This is a genomic window from Bifidobacterium pseudolongum subsp. pseudolongum DSM 20099, from assembly GCF_000771225.1.
In the GTDB taxonomy this organism is placed as follows: domain Bacteria; phylum Actinomycetota; class Actinomycetes; order Actinomycetales; family Bifidobacteriaceae; genus Bifidobacterium; species Bifidobacterium pseudolongum.
On sequence record NZ_JDTZ01000009.1, the window covers coordinates 1 to 20,160 of the forward strand.

A 20,160-nucleotide genomic window follows, 5' to 3' on the forward strand; every position below is an offset into this window, starting at 1 on the left:
TGCCTGCCCCTCGCGTGGCGCGACGGCTTGCCCGCACCGCGCAGGCGCCTGCGCTGCACGGTGAAGACCGTCACGAGCGCGGCGATCGTGGCCACGGTGATGATGACGGTGATGAGCATATCCTGCTTCAACGCCTTGTTCTCGTACGTCGCGTGCTTCGCCTCCTCCGGAGTGGGGATGCGCGTGCCGGTCACGATGAGGCGGTGCGAGTTGACGCCGTACGGCGTGCAAGTGACGAGGCTGACAAGGTCGCGCCCCTTCTGGATCTCGAGGTTCTTCACGTTGTCGGGCAGCACCACGTGCGTCTCTTCGACCTCGTAGGTGAGCACGTCGTCATACACGGTGACGGTGAACGTGTCACCCTTTTCCAGGGTGTCGATGCCGGTGAACAGCATCGCGCTCGGCAGGCCGGTGTGGCCGGTGAGCACGGCGTGCGTGGATTCGCCGCCGATCGGGAAGCTCGAGCCCTCCATATGCCCCGAGGCAATCTGCAGCACCGCTTCGTCGGTGCCATGGTAGATCGGCAGGCGCGCGTCGATCTTCGGGATCGTCACATAGCCCATGATGCCGGTGCCGGTGATGTCGAGGATCGAATTGTATTCCTTCTTCTCCTCTTCGGTCGGTAGGAAGCGCGTCACGCCGCGCCCCACAAGCGACTCGTTGTATGCGCGCGCACGGGCGAGCTGGGCTTCGCGGTCCTCCTTGGACGTGTCGGCCACCTGCTCCACGTAGCCGGCGACCACGCGGCTCGCCACATGGCGGTTCCACGCGTCGGCCACGGTCGGGTACAGGATCAGGCCCACACCCACGACGAGCATGACGCTCATCGCCACCAGGATCGCGATGAACTGCCGGTTGCTGCGCCGCTGCGCGGCGGCTTTCGCTTCGGGCGCCGCCGGCTGTGGCGGCACATCGCCCTGCGGCCCGTCGGCGAACTGCGGCAGCCCGTCCAGCCCCATGTCCTGCGTGGTGTGTGTGGTCGCGTCGTTCGGCTGTTCGTTCATCTGGCGTGCGTCACCCCTGCTGCATGTCTTCCCGGGGCGCGCTCGCGCACGCCCCACGGCACTCTTCTGCCTTGTGAGCATAATCGCTTTGCGCGCCGGGCACCATGGGGCGTCCCAAATCTTCACGACTTCTCACTATGCATAACGCACGGCGGCCGCATGGGGACTCCCCCGCACGGCCGCCGGTCATGCGCGCGTGTCAGTCGTCTACGCGGTGCGCCGACCGCGAGGCGCGCGCCGGCAATGCGCGCGGCGCATCGAACCCACGGCGCGCGAATTCGTCGGCGATCGCCTGCGCGATGCGGCGGCTTTCGCCTGCGTTGACGAGCGCGATGATCGAGCCACCGAAGCCGCCGCCGGTCATGCGCGCGCCGTATGCGCCCTCGTCGCGCGCCACGGCCACGGCCACGTCGAGTTCGGGCACGGTCACCTCGTAATCGTCACGCAGCGAATCATGCGACGCGTTGAACAACGCGCCGGCCGTCTCGATATCGCCTCGGCCGAACGCGTCGACGAAGTCGTCCACACGGCCGATTTCGGTGACCACATGACGCACGCGCTTGCGCATCGTCTCGTCATCGAGCCGCCCCAGCACATCCTCGAGCGCCGCGGCGGGATCGGCCGCCGCGTTCACCTGGTCGGCCGCCATGCGCAGGTTCGGCACACCGAGGATCCGCGCGGCCTCTTCGCACATCGTGCGCCGCGCCTCGTACTGGCCGTCGTTGAGCTGGTGGGGCGCCTGCGTGTCGAGCACGAGCAGCTCAAGCCCGTACGCCGAAAGGTCGAACGGCTCCTGGCGCACGCTTTCCGCGGCGGTCAGCCCGGGCATGCAGTCGAGGCGGATCGCGTGGTCGGCCGTGCAGCGCATCGAGGCGTTCTGGTCGAGGCCGCCGGTCGACGCCCCCGCCATCTCGTTCTCGGCCATCACGGCCGCGTCGATCAGTGTGATGCGCCCTTCATCGCTGCCGCCGAACCCGAGTCCATACACATCGTCGAGCGCGAGCGCGGTCGAGCAGGTCATCGCGGCCGACGAGCTCAGGCCGGAGCCGAGCGGCACGCACGAGCTGAACACGGCGTCGAACCCGCGTACCTCGTCGAAACCGGCTTCGCGCAACGCCCAGGCCACGCCGATCGGGTAGGCGCCCCAGCCGTCCACGCCGCCTGCGCCGAGGCCGTCCAGATCGGCCATGGTCATCTCGCTGGGCGTCATGTCGGAGATGACGCGCACGGTCGTGTCTTCGCGCGGGGCGAGCGCCACATAGGTGCGGTGCGGCAATGCGATCGGCAGGCACAGGCCGCCGTTGTAGTCGGTGTGTTCGCCGATCAGGTTCACACGGCCCGGCGCGGCCCACACGCCCGCCGGCGCCATGCCGAAGCGCGCTTCGAACAGCGCGGCGGCGCGGGCGGCGCCGTCGGCGTCGCCCATCGGCTCGATGAATTCCACTGCAGTGGTCATGATGGTCCCTTCTGTCGTCTGTTGTGCGGGGGCGCGCCTAGTCGAGGTCGACCGCGCCGAGTTCGTGGAAGCGCTGCGCGATGAGTTCGGGCGTCGTGTCGCTCACCCACGCGGCCATACCCGATTCCGAACCGGCGAGGTACTTGATCTTGTTGGCCGCGCGGCGGAACGAGAAGAACTGCAGGTTGAGACGGTAGTGCTCGCCGCGCGGGTCGCGCACGGGTGCCTGGTGCCATGCGGCGATGTACGGCAGGTCCATGCCCTTGCCGTCGCCGGTGTCGAAGAACATGTTGCCGCGCTTGAGCAATTGCGAATACATCTGCGCCAGGTCCCAGCGCTCCTGATCGTTGAGCTCGTCAAGGGTGCGCACGTCGCGCAGCGGCTGCACCTGCACCTCGAGGGGCCAGCGCGCGGCCGCCGGCACGTAGGCCACCCAGCTGCCGTTGCGCATGATCACGCGCTCGCCGGCGTCGATCTCGGCGCGCATGATGTCGGCGAGCAGATTGCCGCCGGTGCGCTCGTGGTAGGCCTCGGTGTGCTTGAGCTCCTGCTCGAGCTTGGGGGCGATGAACGGGTAGGCGTAGATCTGGCCGTGCGGGTGCGCGAGCGAGACGCCGATCTCCTGCCCGTGGTTTTCGAAGACGTAGACCTGCTCGAGGCCGTCGATCGCGCTCAGTTCGGCGGTGCGGAACGCCCATGCCTCCACAACGGTGCGCAGGCGTTCGACCGGCAGGTCGGCGGGCAGGCCGTGCTCGTTGGGGTCGAAACAGATGACCTCGCAACGGCCGGACGCCGGGCGCTGGAGCCACAGCGGGCTGCCGTCCACGTCCACCGTCTCGTTGGGCACGCCCGGCACCTGCACCATCGAAGGGAAGCGGTTCTCGAAGACGACCACGTCGTAATCGGTGTCCGGCACTTCGCCGTCCTGGTAGGGGTCGCCCGGTTTGCGCGCGGCGAGCGGGTTGCCGGTGGCGGTGGCGCCGGGGCCGATCGTGATCGGCCGGTTCATGCGGGCCGTGGCCATCGGGATCCAGTCGCCGGTGAGCGGGTCGCGGCGCATCTGCGGTGCGGCATACGGCACGTCGTTGCCGTCCGCGTCCAGGTGCGGCGCGAAGCGGTAGGGCAGGTCGCGCGGGTCGACGAGCTGGCGCGTCTTCTTGCCGGAGACGTAGTCGGGCTCGTCGTCGAGATAGAAGAACTCGCGGCCGTCGGACAGCGTGGTGGGGGTGATGCGAATATGCTCCTGCGCATATTCGCCCGGCTGGTAGTGGGCGAATTGAGACATCGGTGTCCTCTTGTGTTGTGCTGCTGGTTGGGGTGTTGCCGGCGCGCCGCGAAGGCGGCGCCGGACTTGGGTTGGTGTGGGCCGCTCAGTCTTCGGGCAGCTCATCGTCGGCCTCGTCCGCGCCGTGGGCGAGCACGAGTTCCTTGACGAGGTCGCGCGTCTTGGTCGCCGAGTCCGGGTCGAGCCCGTCGTCGGTGATCACCGTGTCCACTTGGTCAAAGCGGGCGAACAGCGAAAGCGATGTGCTGCTCCACTTCGTGTGGTCGGTCAGGATGATCGTGCGGTCCGCGATGTCCATCATGGCCATGTCGGTGGCCGCTTCGAGCGAATTGGGCATCAGGAAACCGCGCGGCACCGAGACCGAGTGTGTGCCGAGGAACACGGTATTGACGCGCAGCGAGGCGATCACCTTGTCGGCGATCGGCCCCACGAGCGAATTCGAGCGTGTGATCACGCCCCCGGTCACGATCACCTCGACGTCCTTGGATTCGAGCGCCTGCACGAGCTCGGCCACGGGAATCGAGTTCGTGAGGATCGTGATGCCGTTGGCGCGCTGCGATTCGAGCAGGTGCTGGGCGAACACGTAGGCGGTCGTGCCGCCGCCGATCGCGATTACATCGCCCGGCGAGACGTACTCGATCGCACGCTGTGCGATCGCGTCCTTGAGCCCGAGCTCCATCTGCGATTTGACGGAGAACAGCGGCTCGCTCAGCAGCGTGCTCGTGGAGACGGCGCCGCCGTGGACGCGCTTGAGCAGGCCTTTGTCGGCCAGATCGGCGATGTCGCGGCGGATCGTCATGGCCGAGACACCGAGTTCCTTCGAAAGCGCGGTAATGCGCACCGCACCGCGCGTACGCAGGCGGCTCAGGATCAGATGCTGACGTTGTGAGGAAATCATGCGAACATTATCTCACATTATCTCCCAAACACCAACTCAGTTTGCGCATTTCAGCGTGTTTCCCAACAAAACCGCACTCAATCGCACATTCACATGTCCACATTGCGAACAATTCAGTCGATGTTCGCCTCGGCCTCGTCCACCAGCTCGTCGTCGAGCATCTCGTCAGGGCCGTCCTCGATCTGGCGCTTGGAGTCGGTGATCTCGCGCGGGATCTCGTTGGGGTCGTGCAGCTGGCGATGCATGCGCGCGAAGCCCCAGCGCGTCACCTTGTCCATCGCCTCGCGCACGATCGACCCATCCATCTTCGATTCGCCGCGCGCGCGTTCGGGGAACACGATCGGCATCTCCACCACGGTGCCGCCGGCGGCGACCACACGCCGGGTCATGTCGATCTGGAACACGTAGCCGTTGTCTTCGATACTGCGCAGGTTCACCTTGCGCAGGATGCCCGCGCGGTAGACGCGGAACCCCGACGTCATGTCGCGCACCTTGAGCCCGAGCATGAGGCGCGCGTACTGCGAGCCCATGCGGCTGATGAGGTCGCGGTACCACGGCCAGTTCTCGGTCGTGCCGCCGGGCACACGCCGCGAGCCCAGCACAAGGTCGATGTTCGCGTCCCCCTCAATCCGGTCGAGCATGCGCTTGAGGTCGTCGGGGCGGTGCGAGCCGTCCATGTCCATCTCGCAAATCAGCGTATAGCCGTGCCCGAGCGCCCATGTGAAGCCGTCCACATACGCCGAGCCGAGCCCCAGCTTGCCTTTGCGGTGCAATACGAACACGCGCGAATCCATCGTGCAGCCGTTGATGCGGTTCGCGATCTTCAGGTCCGGCGTGCTCACGCGCGCGTCGGAAAGCACCTTGGCGTTCTTGCCGTCACGCTCGAAGCCCACGTCGCTCGACTGCGCGCCGGGCTTGACACGCACGCTCAGCTGCGGCGCCATGTTGGTGGCCTTCGAGATCACGTCGGCGAGCGTGCCGGTGCCGTCGGGCGAGGCGTCGTCCACAATGAGCACGTCCACGCCCGGGTTCTGCACAAAGACGCCGGTGAGCGTGGGCTCCAGGTTGTCGCGCTCGTTGTACGTTGGCATGACCACGCATACGCGATCCGTCATCTGCTCCACCTCCTGCTTTCGGCTATGCCACGACTGTAGTGTGTCGCGGTGCGGTGCGCCCGGCGTGAACCGGCCGCCCTCCCCTGCCCCACGGCCCCGCGGGCCTCGACGCGCACGGCCGTTCGTGGCACAATGGACGCATGTCTTATGTATCTGAGCATAGTCTGCACGACGCCGTCAACAAGGCCACGACCGACCTTTTCACCTTCGCCTACAAAAACGTGGTCAAACCGTACGCCGTGTTCAACCACACGCCCGATGTGGCGCACGACCAGATGATCCGCTTCTGCGATGTCACACGCCGCGTGCCGCCGCTCATGTGGCTGTTGCGCACGATGCTCGACTACACCGACCCGGTGCTCGAGACCACAGCGATGGGCGTGCACTTCGCCAACCCCTTCGGGCTGTCCGCCGGCCTCGACAAGAACTGCGAGATGTCCACGCTGCTCGACAATGCCGGCTTCGGCTTCGAGACCGTGGGATCGACCACGTCGCGCCCGTGCCAGGGCAACGCGCGCCCGTGGTTCCACCGCCTGCCCGAATACGATTCGATGATGGTGCACGTGGGCCTGGCCAACCTCGGTTCCGCCGAGGTGATCGACCGCGCGCAGCGGGCGTGGAGCAAGACGAAGACGATGCAGATGTCCGTGTCGATCGCCCGCACGAACGACCATCTGGTGGGCGACCTGGACGAAGGCATCGAGGACTACTGCATCTCGATGCGCCGCGCGGCCGGCCGCACCGCGATGGTCGAAGTGAACATCTCATGCCCCAACACCACAGTGGGCGAACCGTTCACCGCGGACCCCAACGCGCTCGACCGCCTGTTCACCGAACTCGACAAGATCGACCGCCCGCAGCCCACGCTCGTCAAGATGCCGCTCAACAAGACGTGGCCCGAGTTCAAGGAGCTGCTCGACGTGCTCGCCGAACACAATGTGCAGGGCGTCACGATCGCCAACCTGCAGAAGGACCGCACCGGCATGAACATCCCGCGCGACTGGCTTGGCGGCCTTTCGGGCGGTCCGTGCACGGTCGAAAGCACCGAACTGATCCGCCGCGTCTACCGCGACTACGGCCAGCGCTTCGCGATCGCGGGGGTCGGCGGTGTATTCACGCCGCAGCAGGCCTACGACAAGATCCGTGCCGGCTCGTCGCTCGTCATGTTCATCACCGCGCTCATGTACCGCGGGCCGCAGCAGATCACCGTGCTCAAGCGTGGCTTGGCGGAGCTGCTCAAGCGCGACGGCTTCGCGCATGTGGGCGAAGCCGTCGGCGTCGACGCCTGATCACCACGCGCCGCGCAAGTACTGCGGCGGGTATGGGATCCGCGCGCGCCCGACGCCCAGTTTCGCGGCGGCGCGCAGAGGCCAGTACGGGTCGCGCAGGGCGGCGCGTCCGATCTCCACGGCGTCGGCCTGCCCGTGCGCCACGATCTTCTGCGCCTGCCGTGGCTTGGTGATCAGGCCGACCGCCGTCGTCGGCACACCGGCCTTCGCGCGGATGCGGTCGGCGAACGGCACCTGATAGCCCGGCTTGACCGGGATCGTCACGCCGTCGATCAGGCCGCCCGTCGACACGTCGACTAGGTCCACGCCATGGTCCTTGAGCGTGCACGCCAACTCCACGCTCTGGTCAGCGTCCCAGCCGCCCTCGGCCCAGTCGGTCGCTGAGATGCGCACGAAGAGCGGCATGTCGTCGCGGATCACGCCTCGCACCTCGTCCACGACCTCCACGAGCATGCGCATGCGGTTGGCGAGCGATCCGCCATACTCGTCGTCGCGCGTGTTGACCAGCGGATCGAGGAACTCCGAAAGCAGGTACCCATGCGCGGCGTGGATCTCGATCGCCTCGAACCCGGCGGTCATCGCGCGCCATGCGGCGTCACGGAAGCGGTGCACGATTCCGTGGATCTCGTCCACGCTCAACGCGCGCGGCGCCTGCAGATCGCCGAACGGCAGGTCGGAGGGACCCACGGTGCGCCAACCGCCTTTGTCGGCCGGCACGGTCTGCCCATCGTATCCGATTGCGAAGCAGCCGGTCGAGCCTTTGCGTCCGGCGTGGTTGAGCTGGATCGCGGGCACGGCGCCGGCCTGTTTGATGCCGTCGGTGACCCACCGGTACGCGTCGATCTGCCCGTCTTCCCACAAACCCAGGTCGCACGGCGAGATGCGCCCGTCAGGCGTGACCGCGGTCGATTCGACGATGATGAGGCCGAACCCGCCCATCGCACGGGAGACATAGTGCTGGTAGTGGAAGGCGGTGGGCCGGCCGTCGCACGCGAACGCCGAATACATGTCCATCGGCGGCAGCCATACGCGGTTGCGTGCGGTCATGCCACGCAGCGTGATCGGGGTAAACAGCGCCGGCTCCGTTGCCGCGGCCGCTGGTTGCACCGCTTTGGTTTTCTTGGATTTCTTGGTGTTCTTGGTATGTGGTTGTGCTTTGCCCATACCCCGCCACCCTACCACACCGCATATGGAGGTGGCGGCGCACCCGCATGGATGCGCCGCCACCTCAATCACTGTTGGCAGGGCTCATAGAACCGGGGTCACCGGGTCTGCTGGTTCTGTTGCTGCTGCAACTGTCCCTGCTGCGTGCCTTGCAGCGTGTTGCCGTTCTGCAATCTCGACACGCCCACCTGCTTCATGTACTTGTCCGCGGCCTGGCCGTAGTCGTTGTCCATCGGCAGGTTTTTCTTCGCCGCGTATTGGCTCACGGTCTTGCTGAACGCAGGCGCGGCGATTGTTGAACCATCCCAGTACCCGTGGTATTCACCGTTGATCGCGATGTTCTCGATCGGGTGGTTGATCGGGTCCTGCACATCGCCGACGAGCACGAACGTGGCGATCTGGTGCGGGATGAACCCGCCCGTGGTCACATACATGTTCTCGTTCGTACCGGTTTTCGCGAAGGTCTTGCGATTGTCGGCCAGCTGGGCGGCGCGGGCGGCACCGTCAGGGCGCGTCACGCCCTGGTTCATCGTGTACGCGAGCGTCTGGATGATCTCCTTGTCCACCGCCTGGTGGCAGTTCGCCTGCGGCACCTCGAGCTTGTTGCCGTCGGAGTCCTCGGCCGACTTGATCGCCACCGGCGTGCACTCGACGCCGTCGGCCGCGATCGTAGCGTACACGTTGGCCATCGTGAGCGGCGAGACCGAGGTGGTGCCGCCGATCAGCAGCGCGGGGTGCATCGAGATGTCGCTGTAGACGTCTTCCTGCCCGATCTTCGAATTGTGGTAGCCGAGCGACTTCGCGGCGTCGGCCACCGCGCACAGGCCGATCTGCGCGCCCATCGCCGCCATCGTCGTGTTATGCGAATGAACGAGGCCGAGGAACGGGCTTTCCGGCGAAACCGTGCCGTTCGTCAACGCGTTTGTCACATGCCAGTTGTCGGTGCCGCCCTGGTAGCCGTTGCACGAGAACCTGTTCGTCAGGAAGTCGGTGGGCGCCACAAGGCTTTCGTTGATCGAACGGCCCTGCTGCATCCACGCCACGAGGTTGATCGGCTTCCACGACGAACCGATCTGGAAGCCCTGGCCGCCGCCGTCGATCTGGTCCACCGCGTAGTTCATCGACGAGCGTGTGGGGTCGGTGGCCGCCGCGTCGGTCGCGTCATAGGTGCGGTTGAGGCCGAAGCCGAGCACTTCGCCGGTGCCGGGCTTCACCGAGGCCATCACGATCTCCATGCCGCTCGAATCGGCCGCCGGGATTGTGGCGTTCGCCACGTCCATCATCGCCGCGTTCGCATCCAGGTCGAGCGTCGTCACGATCTTGAGGCCGCCCTCCTGCAGCAGGCGCTCACGGTCTTCCGCCGTCTTGCCAAATTCGGGCGAGTTCTCGATCTTGTGCACCACGTAATCGCAGAAATAGCCGGCGTCGTACTTCGCGGCCATGCAGCCGCGGCTCACGCTCGTCAAATGCAGCGTGTCGACAAGCGGCGTGTTCACGGCCTCCTCGTACTCCTTCTGCGTGATGAAGCCTTGGTCGTGCATCAGTTGGAGCGTGATGTTGCGCTGCTTCTGCGCCTCTTCCTGGTTCTCTGGAATCGAAGGGTCGTATTTCGACGGGTTCTTCGTGATCATGGCGATCGTGGCCGCCTGCACCACATTCAGTTTGTCTGCGGTCGTGTCGAAATACCGTTCCGCCGCCGCCTGCACGCCGTACAGCGAATTGCTGCCGAATTGCGCGATGTTCAGGTACCCCTGCAAGATCTCCTGCTTCGAATACTTCTTCTCCATCTGCACCGAGATGAGCATCTCGCGCAGCTTGCGCGCGATCGTGTCTTCGGTGGCATGGTATGCGGCGATCGGGTCGTTGTTGTCGCGCGCCTTGGTGGCGAGCACGTTCTTCACGTACTGCTGCGTCAGCGACGAACCGCCCTGCTGGTCGCCCTTGCGCATGTAGGTCTGCACGAACGCGCGCATCACGCCCTGCACATCCACGCCCGAATGCTCCCAGAAGCGCTTGTCCTCGCGGGCCACCACGGCCTGCATCATCGGTTTGGAGATGTCTTTGAGCGGCACCACTTCGCGGTTCTGCGCATAGAACTCCGCAATCACGGTCTTGCCGTCGCTCGCGTACATCGTCGATTTCTGCGGCAGATTCGTCACATCGAAGTCAATGCCTTCCACCTGCATCGACGGGGCCACCGCTTTGGCCACATTGTTCGCGCCCATCACCGCGGGCAGGAACAGCACGCTCATCGTCACACCGCCCGCAATGCACAGGGTGATGAACGCGAGCGCGAGCGCAAGCACGCGCATTCCAGTCAGGGATTTCTTCTTGTTCGGCTTCGGCATGCTGACCATTCTAAATGGTCGGCTCTACTGCGTCCACAGCTTCCCCGCAATGCTCACGCAATGTGCGCAACCGCCCGCGCTAGTGCTGCGAGCGGCGGATCAGTTTGCCCGGCTGGTAGATGATGATCGTGCGCCCCTCACGCGCGATCCATCCGCGGTTGGCAAAATCCATGAGCGCCTTGTTCACTGTTTCGCGGGACGACCCCACAAGCTGCGCCATCTCCTCCTGCGTCAGGTCGTGCGGCACCTGCAGCCCCGCCTCGACCGGCTTGCCGAAGCGCGCCGCCAGATTGAGCAGTGTCTTCGCCAAGCGCGCGGGTACGTCCATGAACACCAGGTCCGCGATCCGCTCGTTGTTCAGGCGCAGGCGGTTCGCCAGCACCTGCAGCATGTCGACGGCCACGCGCGGGTGCGCGTTGAGCCACGCGAACAGCGCGTCGTGTTCGAGCCACACCACTTTGGTGCCATTGAGCATCGCCACTGCGGTCGCCGTGCGTGGGCCCCCTTCGGGGTCGAACACGGGAATCTCGCCGAGCACTTCGCCGCGCGTGTGGATGCTCAGCAGCTGCACGCGGTTGTCCGCCGACTGCCGGATCAGCTTCACGCGCCCCTGCTCGATCACATACATGCGGTGATCGGTGTCCCCCTCGCGGAAAATCGTGTCGCCTTTGTTCACCACAGCGCTGTGCATATGTGGCAGCAGCTCCTCAGCCTGTTGCGCGGAGACCTGCTTGAACAGGGCCGTGTGCAGCAGCGGGTTGTGCGTCTGATCGTCGTTGTGCGTCGCCATGACCACCTCATGCTCGAACCGTGTGCCTGCGCCCGGGCCGTCCATGGGCGCACGGTTGTTCCATTGTAGTCCAGCCGCGCACCGAACCACAGCCCGCCGCGCCCCGCGCGTCATAAGGCGCCGAATGCGCGCGCCGTGCGCACGAGGCGCGCCACGACCTGCGCGCGTGTGAGCCGCGTGCCCGCGCATATCGGCTCCACGCGTTTCACCGCCGATTTGACCGCTTTGTCAGACATCTTCTCGGCGCTCGTGTTCAACACGGCGCCCATCGCGCGCGCGTCGATGCTGTACGCGAGCGTCGTGTGGTGCAGCACGCAGCCCGGGTCCCCGGGCACGCGCTGCTGCGCCGACCCGCCGATCTTGCCGTGCGGGCCCGCGATGTCGTTGAGGCCGGCGAAACACGCACGCACACCGCACGCGCGCAGCCCCTCGATGAGCCACATATCGCACAACTGGAACGATTGCGCCACATCGAGCCCCTGCACAAAACCGAGCGGCGCGTACAACGAAACGGTGATCGTGCGCGCAGGCTCGATGTACATCGCGCCACCGCCCGAATCGCGCCGCACCACGTGCACGCCGCGCCCACGCGCCTGGTCGAGGCGCACTTCGTCTTCGATCGACTGGTACGCCCCGCACACCACCGCGGGCGCGCCCCAATCCCACACGCGCAGCGTGGCCGGGCGCGCGCCGTGCGCCACCTGCCGCGACCATTCGCGCTCCACGCGCATCTGCTCTTCGGGCATGCGCGGGCGGTCCTCCACGAGCACGGGGGCGAGCGCACGCCAGCGCTCGTGCACCTCGCGCGGGTCGATCAGCGGCGGCTGGGGGTGCTCGCCGTGCTGTGCGGCCTGCCATTGGCGGTGGATGCGCGCGTTGCGCTCGCCCTCAAACCGCGCGAGCGCCTGCGCGAACGGCTCGGGCGCGCACTGCGCATGGGCGCGCAACGCCGCGAGCGCGATGGATTCGGCGTTCGCGCCGATCAACACGCGTTCCACAATCGGTTCGAGCGCGCGCACGGTGGCGCGGTACCACGGTTCGATCGCCACGCCGGGCGCATCGAGTGCGCTAAGACGCCCGGCGAGCACCTCTTCGGCCTGCGCGATCGCCGCGGCGGACGACCGCTCGCCGGCGGCGAAGAAATCGCCGTCGATATGGCATGTGCGCGTGCCGGCTGCATCCGCAACCGTCACGCGCACGAGTTTGCCGCCGGGAATCTTGACTTCGCCGATTGCGGGCATGGGTCAGTCGACGAGTTCGACGCCGCGGGCGTCGCGGTGCGCCGGCGTGCCGTAGTCCGATGTGAGGATCTGCACACCTTCGACGATCGACCAGATGATCGCGGCGATTGGGCCGAGGCCGAACACGATCCAGCCGAGGCATGTGAGCAGCACCTGGGCAATCGCCTTGCCGGTGAAGCCGAGGTAGAAGTTGTGGATGCCCAAAGCGCCGAAGAACAGCGCGAGCAGGCCGGCGAGGATCTTGTTGCGCGGGATGTAGCCCGTCGGCACCGCCGCATATGTCGGGGCGCCAGGGGCCGGCTGGCCGTATTGCGGCTGCGCGTACTGCTGCCCGTACGGATCGGCGGACGGCTGTGTGTATGGATCGGCAGCCGGCTGCGCATACTGATTCGCAGCAGGTTGTGTATAGGGATTGGAGGCCGGCTGGCCGTATTGCGGGGTATTCGCCGTGGCTGGCTGCGTGTATGGATCTGCGGTGTGCGCGGCGACATTCGGCATGGCGGTCGTGGCCTGCTGGTCGGCCGAGTACGGATCGCCCATGGTGCCGTTCGGATTCGGCGGCAGATCAGGCATCTGCGGCATTGCCGTGGTGAAGGTCTCGGTCACTTCGACGTCCTGCTGATTGGCGTCAGCTATGGTGCCGCCGGTATACGCGGCAGGCGTCTCGTCGTTGGACGGCGCGGGGTTGATGTTCGGATTGGTCGGATCGGTCATGGATGCTCTTTTCGTGTCGTGTTTGCCGTATCCAGCCGTATCGGCTGTCGGCTGCCATTACCACTCTACACGGCCGCGGTTTCATGGGACCTTTGTTTTCCGGCTCACGATGGCTGTCGACGGTCGTCTTCCAGACACCGACAGCCATACTGTAGGTAACCGGCGACAGCACATGACTAGCCACCAGACACCAACGGACATACGGAAGGCAGTCGGTGACAACCCGCGGCTAGCAACTAGACACCAACAGCCATGCAGACAGCAGTCGACGACCGCACATGGCTAGCAGCTAGACACTTACGGACATACGGGGAACGGGGATACGCTGGAAACAGGACTGTTGGGGCGCGGATTGGGGGTGTAATGGCATATGACAACGGCGGCCGGCATGCCATGTGGGCACGCCGGCCGCCGTGGGGATCAAGCGCGAGGCTCAGGCCACGTAGGTCGGACCGTATTCGCTCGGCACATGGGTCGTGGCGATGTACGGGCCGGCGGTCGGGCGCGCGTAGGTCTGGAAACCGTTGCTGTAGTTCATCGAAGCTTCTTCACAATTGCAGCACATAGCTGTACCTCTTTCGCTGGTTAGGCGCGCGGTGTGCGCGCCATGAATCGTGCGTGTTCGCCGCTCAGTCTACAGCCGAGCCACGATGTACGGCGGGTGTGGCCCGGCCCATGTCAGATGCGGGCCAGGATGTCGCGGCCCACTTCCGCGGTGGAACGTGTGGTGGAGCCAAGCTCCTCGATGTCGGCCTCGACCGCGGCGTCGATCCGCGCGGCGGCGTCATCGAATCCAAGGTGGCGCAGCAGCATGGCCGCCGACAGGATGGCGGCGGTCGGGTTCGCGATGCCCTGGCCTGCGATGTCGGGCGCGGATCCGTGGATCGGCTCGAACATCGACGGGTATTCGTTGATCGCGTTGATGCAGCCGGACGCGGAATAGCCCACGCCGCCCACCACGGCGCCCGCCTCATCGGTCAGGATGTCGCCGAACAGGTTGTCGGTCAGGATCACGTCGAAGCGCGAGGGGTCGTTGACCAGGTAGATTGTGGCGGCGTCCACATGGTTGTAGTCGTGCGTGACCTCGGGGTACTCCTCGCCCACCTTGTCCACGATGCGCTGCCACATGTCACCGGCGTTCACGAGCACGTTCTTCTTGTGCACGAGCGTCACATGCTTGCGGCGCTTCATGGCCAAGTCGAACGCGTAGCGCACCACGCGCTCCACGCCGTACGCGGTGTTGATCGAGACCTCGGTGGCCACCTCGTGCTCGGTGCCCTTGCGGATTGCGCCGCCGGCGCCGCAATACAGGCCTTCGGTGCCTTCGCGCACCACCACGAAGTCGATCTCGCCCGGCTCGGCGAGCGGCGAGGTGACGCCCTTGTACAGCTTGGACGGGCGCAGGTTCACATACTGGTCCAGCGCGAAGCGCAGCTTGAGCAGCAGCCCGCGCTCCAGCACGCCCGCCTTGACGCGCGGGTCGCCTACCGCGCCGAGCAGGATCGCGTCGGTGCCCTTGATGCGCTCCAGGTCCTCGTCGGGCAGGATCTCGCCGTCGCGCAGGTAGCGCTCCGCGCCCAGATCGAAGTCCACATAGGTGAACTGCGCCGCGTCGCCGGCCGCCTTCTCCAGCGCCTGCTGGGCCCACGGCGTGACTTCCTTGCCAATGCCATCGCCGGGAATCACGGCGATCGTGTACTGCGTCTTGTTTTCACTCATAGGACGCGAGCGTACACGCGGCACGCGCATGGCGAACCCATGCGGCTCATTTCTTGGACAGCTCTTCGCAAAACATCCACATGGCAAGACGTCCCGCGCTACATGAGCTCGGTCGCGCGCATCACGTCAAGGCACCACGCGTTCTCGTAGCACACGTCGCGCCAGCGCTTGTAGCGGCCCGTGCCGCCACCGTGCCCGGCCTCCACCTCGACCTTGATCACGGCGTCGAGCCCGGCCGCCTGCAGGCGCGCCACCCATTTGAGCGGCTCCACCACAAGCACGCGCATGTCATTCATCGACGTCGTCACAAAGATGCGTGGGTAGACCTCCACCGCCTCGCCGTCGCGCCACACGGCGCGCGCCGGCTGGGCGGCCGCGGGCTCGGGGATCGCAGGCTCGTCGATGCGCCCGTCATCCGCGGGCATCGGCGAGTTCTCGTACGGCGAATACCCGCGCATGTACCGGTACGCCTCCACATCGTGCAGCGGATCGCCCCACTCGTCCCATTCCGTCACAGTGAGCGGCAGGCTCGGGTCGAGCATCGTCGTCAGCGCGTCCACGAACGGCACATCCGCCTCGATGCCGGCGTAGCGTTCCGGCGCCAGGTTCGCCACCACACCCATCAACAGGCCGCCGGCCGACCCGCCGTTCGCCACCGTGCGCGCCGGGTCGGCGAGCCCGCAGTCCTGCAGCGCGGCCGTGGCGTCCACGAAATCCTCGAACGTGTGTTTTTTGTTGAGCCGTCGGCCCGTTTCGTACCACGCGCGCCCCATCTCGCCGCCGCCGCGCACATGCGGCACGGCGTAGAGCACGCCGCGGTCGAGCATGCTCACGCGCGCCACCGAGAACGCGGGGTCGGTGCTGATCTCGTAGGCGCCGTAGCCAGTGATGAACATCGGCATCGACTCGAGCGTTGCGCCTTTCTTGTAGACGAGCGAGACGGGGATCGATTCGCCATCGCGCGCACGCACCCAGATCGACCGTTCGGCGTATGCGCGGGCGTCGTAGCCGCCGAGCACGGTGGCCGCTTTGAGTAGCGTGTCCTCGCCCGTGGCCGGGTCGATCTCGCGCAGTTCGCCCGGGCGCGTGTAGCTCGTGAACGAATAGCGCATGCGCGGCGCCTCGTACGAAGGATTGCCGGCCGTGCCGATCGAATACATGCGCCCTGCCGTGCCTTCGAACCCACGCAATGCCGGCACATCGGCCGGATCGTCATCGCCGTCGAGCGGCGGCGGCACAAGCTCGGTGAAATCCCATGGGCGGCCGGCCAGGAAATCGCGCGCCGCCTGGCTTTTCGTGGTGACCGCCAGGCGTGGCAGGCCATCGCCGCGGTACGAGAGCGCCACGAAGTTCTTGTGGAACGCGATGCCCTCGATCGCGAGCCCGCGCACACCCTGCAGCAGGGCGGGGTTGCGCACGTCGGTGAACGGCGTGCCGACCGGCGTCTCGTGCGCGCCGGGCAGCACACGGTCGCCGAGTTCGGTACCGTACGGCGAGCCGACCGCGATCGTGGCGCCGTCGCCCAACCGGTACGGCGGTTTGTGCGCGCGCATGTCGATCACGTCGATTTCGAAATTGGGATTGACCGCGTTGTGGTAGACGACCGCGATCGGGATGTCCTCGCCCTGCTCCCCCGCGTGTTCGAACACGCCGAAGCTCACGTCGTATTCAATGCCTTCCTGCCTTGGGATGACCGGCGTGAACTCGCCTTCCGGGTCACTCACGGGCAGCATCAGCACCTCGCTCGTGGTCTTCGAGCCGGTGCCGATCACGATGTGCCGGTCGTCGAACGACATGCCGACGCCGGCCCAGAACCGCTCGTCGCGCTCCTCGTACACATCCACGTCGGATTCGACCGGCGTGCCGACCTTGTGCCGGCGAATCAGGTACGGGCGCTGCGCGTCGTCGAGCACCGTGTAGAACACGTAGCGGGCGTCGGGTGTGAAGCACGCGGCGGCGATGCCATCGAAGCGCTCGGGCAGCTCCGCACCCGTGTCGAGGTCGCGGATCGCGAAATCATAGCGTTCATCGCCTCGCGTGTCGACGCCGAAGAGCATCCAGCGGCCGTCCTTGCTGATGTCCATGCCGCCGAGCGCGAAGAACTCGTGCCCTTGCGCCTCCACGTTCGCGTCGAAGATGACCTGCTCCCCCGCGAGCTCGCCCGGCGCTTGTGCGGCGTCGATCACCGGCGGGTCCCAGTCGTCCTCGCCGCGGATCGGCAGACGGCATTGCGTGCCGTACTGCAGCCCCTCCTGCGTGCGCACGTAATACCAGTAGCCGTCCATGCGCGTCGGCACCGACATGTCGGTCTCCTGCACGCGCGACTTGAACTCGTCGAACAGCCGTTCGCGCAATGGTGCAAGATGCGCCATGCGCGCGGTCGTGTATTTGTTCTCTTCCTCCACAAACCGCTGCAACCGCGGCGATTCCTTGTCGCGCATCCACTCGTACGGGTCGACGAACACGTCGTCGTGGAAGGTGCGGGTGGTGGGCGTGCGCTGGGCGCGCGGCGGCTGTGGTGCGTGCTGTTCGTTGGTCATGCGCCGATTATAGGCACGCCTCACGGCATGTGGCGCGCCTACACGAACTGCTGCAGGTACGGCAGCATGGTCTTGCGGATGTTCGACCCCGTGGCGCCGGTGAAGACCGGCACGTCGGTCACCGGCATCGGCTGTGTGGCGGCGAACCCGGCCATCGAGGCCAGCCCTCCCACCGATTCGCGCGCGGAAAGCTGGCGGATGCCGATCGCGAGCACACGCCCCGGGTAGCGCTTGGCGATTTCGGCGTACGTGCTCGGGTCCTTCTGCCCGTCGTCGCCCAGCAGGATGAACTTCATGTCGGGGAAGTCCTCCATGAGCTGCTCGGCGTATTCGAGCTTGTGCTGCACGCCGGAGGGCACGAAGGTCTTGGGCCGCGGGTCCAGGTCGCGCAGCAGGAGCGGCCCGTCGGGGAACCCGTAGTCGAGGATGAAGTTGCGGATCGAGCTCTCCACGTTCCATGGCGAGGTGGACAGGTAGAAGAACGGCGCATCCGGGAACATGAGCCGGAGGTCGTTGTACATGACCGCCATGCCCGGCACGGAGGCGCGTTTGCGCGGCGAAAGCAGCAGCATGTTGTATGCCGCCTTCCACAGCGTGGGAACCTGTGTCACCATGATCGTGTCATCCACGTCGGAGATCACGCCGACCTTCGCGTCGCTCGGGATCGTGAACAGTTCCGCCTCGACCGGCCCGCGCCGCGGCACCTTGCAGCTGAAGCGGTGCACGCCCGGCTGCAGGCGGTGCTCGGCGAGCAGATCCAGATAGCCCGCGGAGTCGGAGACCGAGTACGCCATCGTCTGCGCGCGCGCCGGGTCGTTGCGGTCATACACCTCCATCGTGCCCACCTGCACAGTGCGCAGCGGCACGCCGTCGATGTGGATGCTCACACGCTCGTGCGCCGCCGGCACCTCGAGCATCGCGTGGATGCCGCGCATCGGCGTATGCGGTTTGGCGCGCGTCGGCGCGTAGATCGTGCGGCATACGAGTCGCGAATATTCCTCGGTGCCATAGCCCACATATGGTTTGATGCTCGGGAACCAGTTGAGATGCTTCACGAGGTTCGTCGAGAGCTTGAGCCACACGCCGAACACGCCGATGATGCTTTTACGCACCAACTGCTTGAGCGGGTTCTTCCACTGCAACCGCCGGCGCCGTGCTATCCGTTCGCTCGCAGCCGGCAGCGCGGTGCCCGCGGACACCGCACCGAGCGGCACCGCCACGGTGGGCATGTCGCTGTTCGATGTGGCGGCGCTCGTCGTGCGCAATGCCACGGCCGCCGCCGGCGCGTCGGGCCCCGCCGCAGACGTGTTCGGCGAGCTGCTCACCACACGGCCTTGCCGGTGCTGTTCCTCTTCGGCTTGGATCAGCGCGTGCTGCAGGATGCTTTTAACCTGCTGTGGCGCGTGCCGGATGTCGTCCCTGTCCGTCATGCGGCGATCTTCTCCGCGTACTCTTCCGCGCTGAGCAGATCCGGGCGGTCGTCGTCAAGGTCGATCTTGACGAGCCAGCCTTCGCCATATGGGTCGTCGTTCACCACTGCGGCGTCGTCTTCCGCCTCGTGGTTCACGTATTTCACCGTGCCCGCCACCGGGCTGATCACCGGTTCCACCGCCTTCGACGATTCGACCTGCATGAGTTCGTCGCCGGCCTCCACACGCGTGCCCACCGACGGCAGGTCCACGAACACGATGTCGCCCATGCGTTCGGCCGCGTACTCGGTGATGCCGAGGACCGCCGGCTCCTTCGTGTCATCGACCCACACGTGGTCTTCCGAATACTGCAGGTGCTTGGGAATGTCGAGTCGGTCCACCGGTTCCATTGCGTCGTTCATCGTCTTGCTCCGTTCTTGTATGCCTTGCGTGTGCTTCCCCCCCCAGTCTAGGCCATCTTCAGTCCAGGCTGCGGCCGTACCATTCCTCGATCATGTAGCGCGCGATCGTGGCTTTGCCGGGCGCGCTGATGCGGCCGGTCACGAGCAGGTCGGTGTACTCGTCGCGGCTCACCCAGCGCGCGTCTGCCACCTCTTCGCCGTCCACATGGATCTGCGTCGAAAGCGCCTGCCCTTTGAACGCCATCATCAGCGAGATCTTGAACGGCCACGGCTGCGAGCCCAGATATTTGACCTCGCCCACCTCAATGCCGGTCTCCTCCATCGTCTCGCGCCGACAGGCGTGCTCGAGGTTCTCACCGGCCTCCACGAACCCCGCGCTCACCGAATAGAGCGTCGGGTCGGCCCATGCGCGGTTGTGCTGCAGCAGCAGGCGGTCCTGCGCGTCGACGACCGTCATGATCACCGCCGGTTCCACGCGCGGGAACAGCAGGCGGTGCCCGTCGTCGCCGTTCGTGCAGCGCTGCGCCCAGCCGCTCATCGCGGGCCGGGTCGGCGCGCCGCACGTGGGGCAGTGTGTTTGGTAGGCGAACCAGTTGGCGAGCGAGAGCATGGTGGTGGCCACGCCGATGTCGCGGCCCGACGCGTGCGGCACGAACGCGCGCAGGTCGACCCAGTCGAAGCGCTGCACGGCCGATTCGAGCACAGCCGGGCCGCCAGCCGCGTCCCCGCGCTCGTCGAACGCCGCGTCGACCGCGCGGGCGGCCGG

16 protein-coding genes are annotated in these 20,160 nt (G+C 66.3%); 1 reads left to right on the forward strand and 15 read right to left on the reverse strand.

Translation table 11 applies throughout. The annotated features are described in order from the left end of the window. The 5 genes from OU02_RS06395 to OU02_RS06415 form a co-directional block, all read right to left on the reverse strand. The coding region (locus OU02_RS06395) for a class C sortase (protein ID WP_241434875.1) at positions 1-1,004 on the reverse strand (1,004 nt) is incomplete at its 3' end. 199 nt (positions 1,005-1,203) lie between these two features. Next, entirely contained in the window at positions 1,204-2,460 is a 1,257-nt protein-coding gene (gene galK / locus OU02_RS06400) for a galactokinase (RefSeq protein WP_033489450.1), read from the reverse strand. A gap of 37 nt (positions 2,461-2,497) precedes the next feature. Beyond that, positions 2,498-3,745: a galactose-1-phosphate uridylyltransferase gene (gene galT / locus OU02_RS06405; RefSeq protein ID WP_033489451.1), complete on the reverse strand. Its 1,248-nt coding sequence runs from the start codon at positions 3,743-3,745 to the stop codon at positions 2,498-2,500. Positions 3,746-3,830: 85 nt separating this feature from the next. Next, entirely contained in the window at positions 3,831-4,643 is an 813-nt protein-coding gene (locus OU02_RS06410; RefSeq protein WP_033489452.1) for a DeoR/GlpR family DNA-binding transcription regulator, read from the reverse strand. A 113-nt stretch (positions 4,644-4,756) separates the two neighbouring features. Beyond that, complete coding sequence (locus OU02_RS06415; RefSeq protein ID WP_033489453.1) at positions 4,757-5,758, reverse strand: polyprenol monophosphomannose synthase; 1,002 nt, start codon at positions 5,756-5,758, stop codon at positions 4,757-4,759. A gap of 140 nt (positions 5,759-5,898) precedes the next feature. Between OU02_RS06415 and OU02_RS06420 the strand changes: the two genes are divergently transcribed. Continuing rightward, on the forward strand, positions 5,899-7,047 hold the full coding sequence (locus OU02_RS06420) for a quinone-dependent dihydroorotate dehydrogenase (RefSeq protein ID WP_033489454.1): 1,149 nt from the start codon (positions 5,899-5,901) through the stop codon (positions 7,045-7,047). Here OU02_RS06420 and OU02_RS06425 read toward each other — a convergent pair whose 3' ends face one another. From OU02_RS06425 to nudC, 10 genes are all read right to left on the reverse strand, one after another. Beyond that, a complete protein-coding gene (locus OU02_RS06425; RefSeq protein ID WP_033489455.1) occupies positions 7,048-8,211 on the reverse strand; it encodes an NADH:flavin oxidoreductase/NADH oxidase in 1,164 nt (387 codons plus the stop codon). It abuts the gene before it with no gap. Between the two features lie 98 nt (positions 8,212-8,309). Continuing rightward, positions 8,310-10,568, reverse strand: coding sequence for a transglycosylase domain-containing protein (locus OU02_RS06430; RefSeq protein WP_371836477.1), 2,259 nt, complete (start codon positions 10,566-10,568; stop codon positions 8,310-8,312). A gap of 70 nt (positions 10,569-10,638) precedes the next feature. Further along, positions 10,639-11,349, reverse strand: coding sequence for a Crp/Fnr family transcriptional regulator (locus tag OU02_RS06435; RefSeq protein ID WP_033489462.1), 711 nt, complete (start codon positions 11,347-11,349; stop codon positions 10,639-10,641). Between the two features lie 110 nt (positions 11,350-11,459). Beyond that, positions 11,460-12,590, reverse strand: coding sequence for a lipoate--protein ligase family protein (locus tag OU02_RS06440; protein ID WP_033489456.1), 1,131 nt, complete (start codon positions 12,588-12,590; stop codon positions 11,460-11,462). 3 nt (positions 12,591-12,593) lie between these two features. Beyond that, positions 12,594-13,304 (reverse strand): TM2 domain-containing protein, encoded by a 711-nt coding sequence (locus tag OU02_RS08380; protein WP_051918404.1) that lies wholly within the window; start codon positions 13,302-13,304, stop codon positions 12,594-12,596. Between the two features lie 678 nt (positions 13,305-13,982). Then, positions 13,983-15,023, reverse strand: a complete 1,041-nt coding sequence (locus OU02_RS06450) for a 3-isopropylmalate dehydrogenase (protein ID WP_033489464.1) — start codon at positions 15,021-15,023, stop codon at positions 13,983-13,985. 98 nt (positions 15,024-15,121) lie between these two features. Further along, a complete protein-coding gene (locus tag OU02_RS06455) occupies positions 15,122-17,563 on the reverse strand; it encodes a S9 family peptidase (RefSeq protein WP_033489457.1) in 2,442 nt (813 codons plus the stop codon). Positions 17,564-17,601: 38 nt separating this feature from the next. Continuing rightward, positions 17,602-18,993, reverse strand: a complete 1,392-nt coding sequence (locus OU02_RS06460) for an App1 family protein (protein ID WP_152593160.1) — start codon at positions 18,991-18,993, stop codon at positions 17,602-17,604. Then, positions 18,990-19,394 carry a glycine cleavage system protein GcvH gene (gcvH, locus tag OU02_RS06465; protein ID WP_033489458.1) on the reverse strand — a complete coding sequence of 135 codons (405 nt, stop codon included), beginning with the start codon at positions 19,392-19,394 and terminating at the stop codon, positions 18,990-18,992. Before gcvH ends, OU02_RS06460 begins: the two co-directional genes overlap by 4 nt. Before the next feature lie 58 nt (positions 19,395-19,452). After that, positions 19,453-20,160 (reverse strand): NAD(+) diphosphatase (gene nudC / locus OU02_RS06470; RefSeq protein WP_033489459.1); only part of this gene is annotated, 708 nt, incomplete at its 5' end.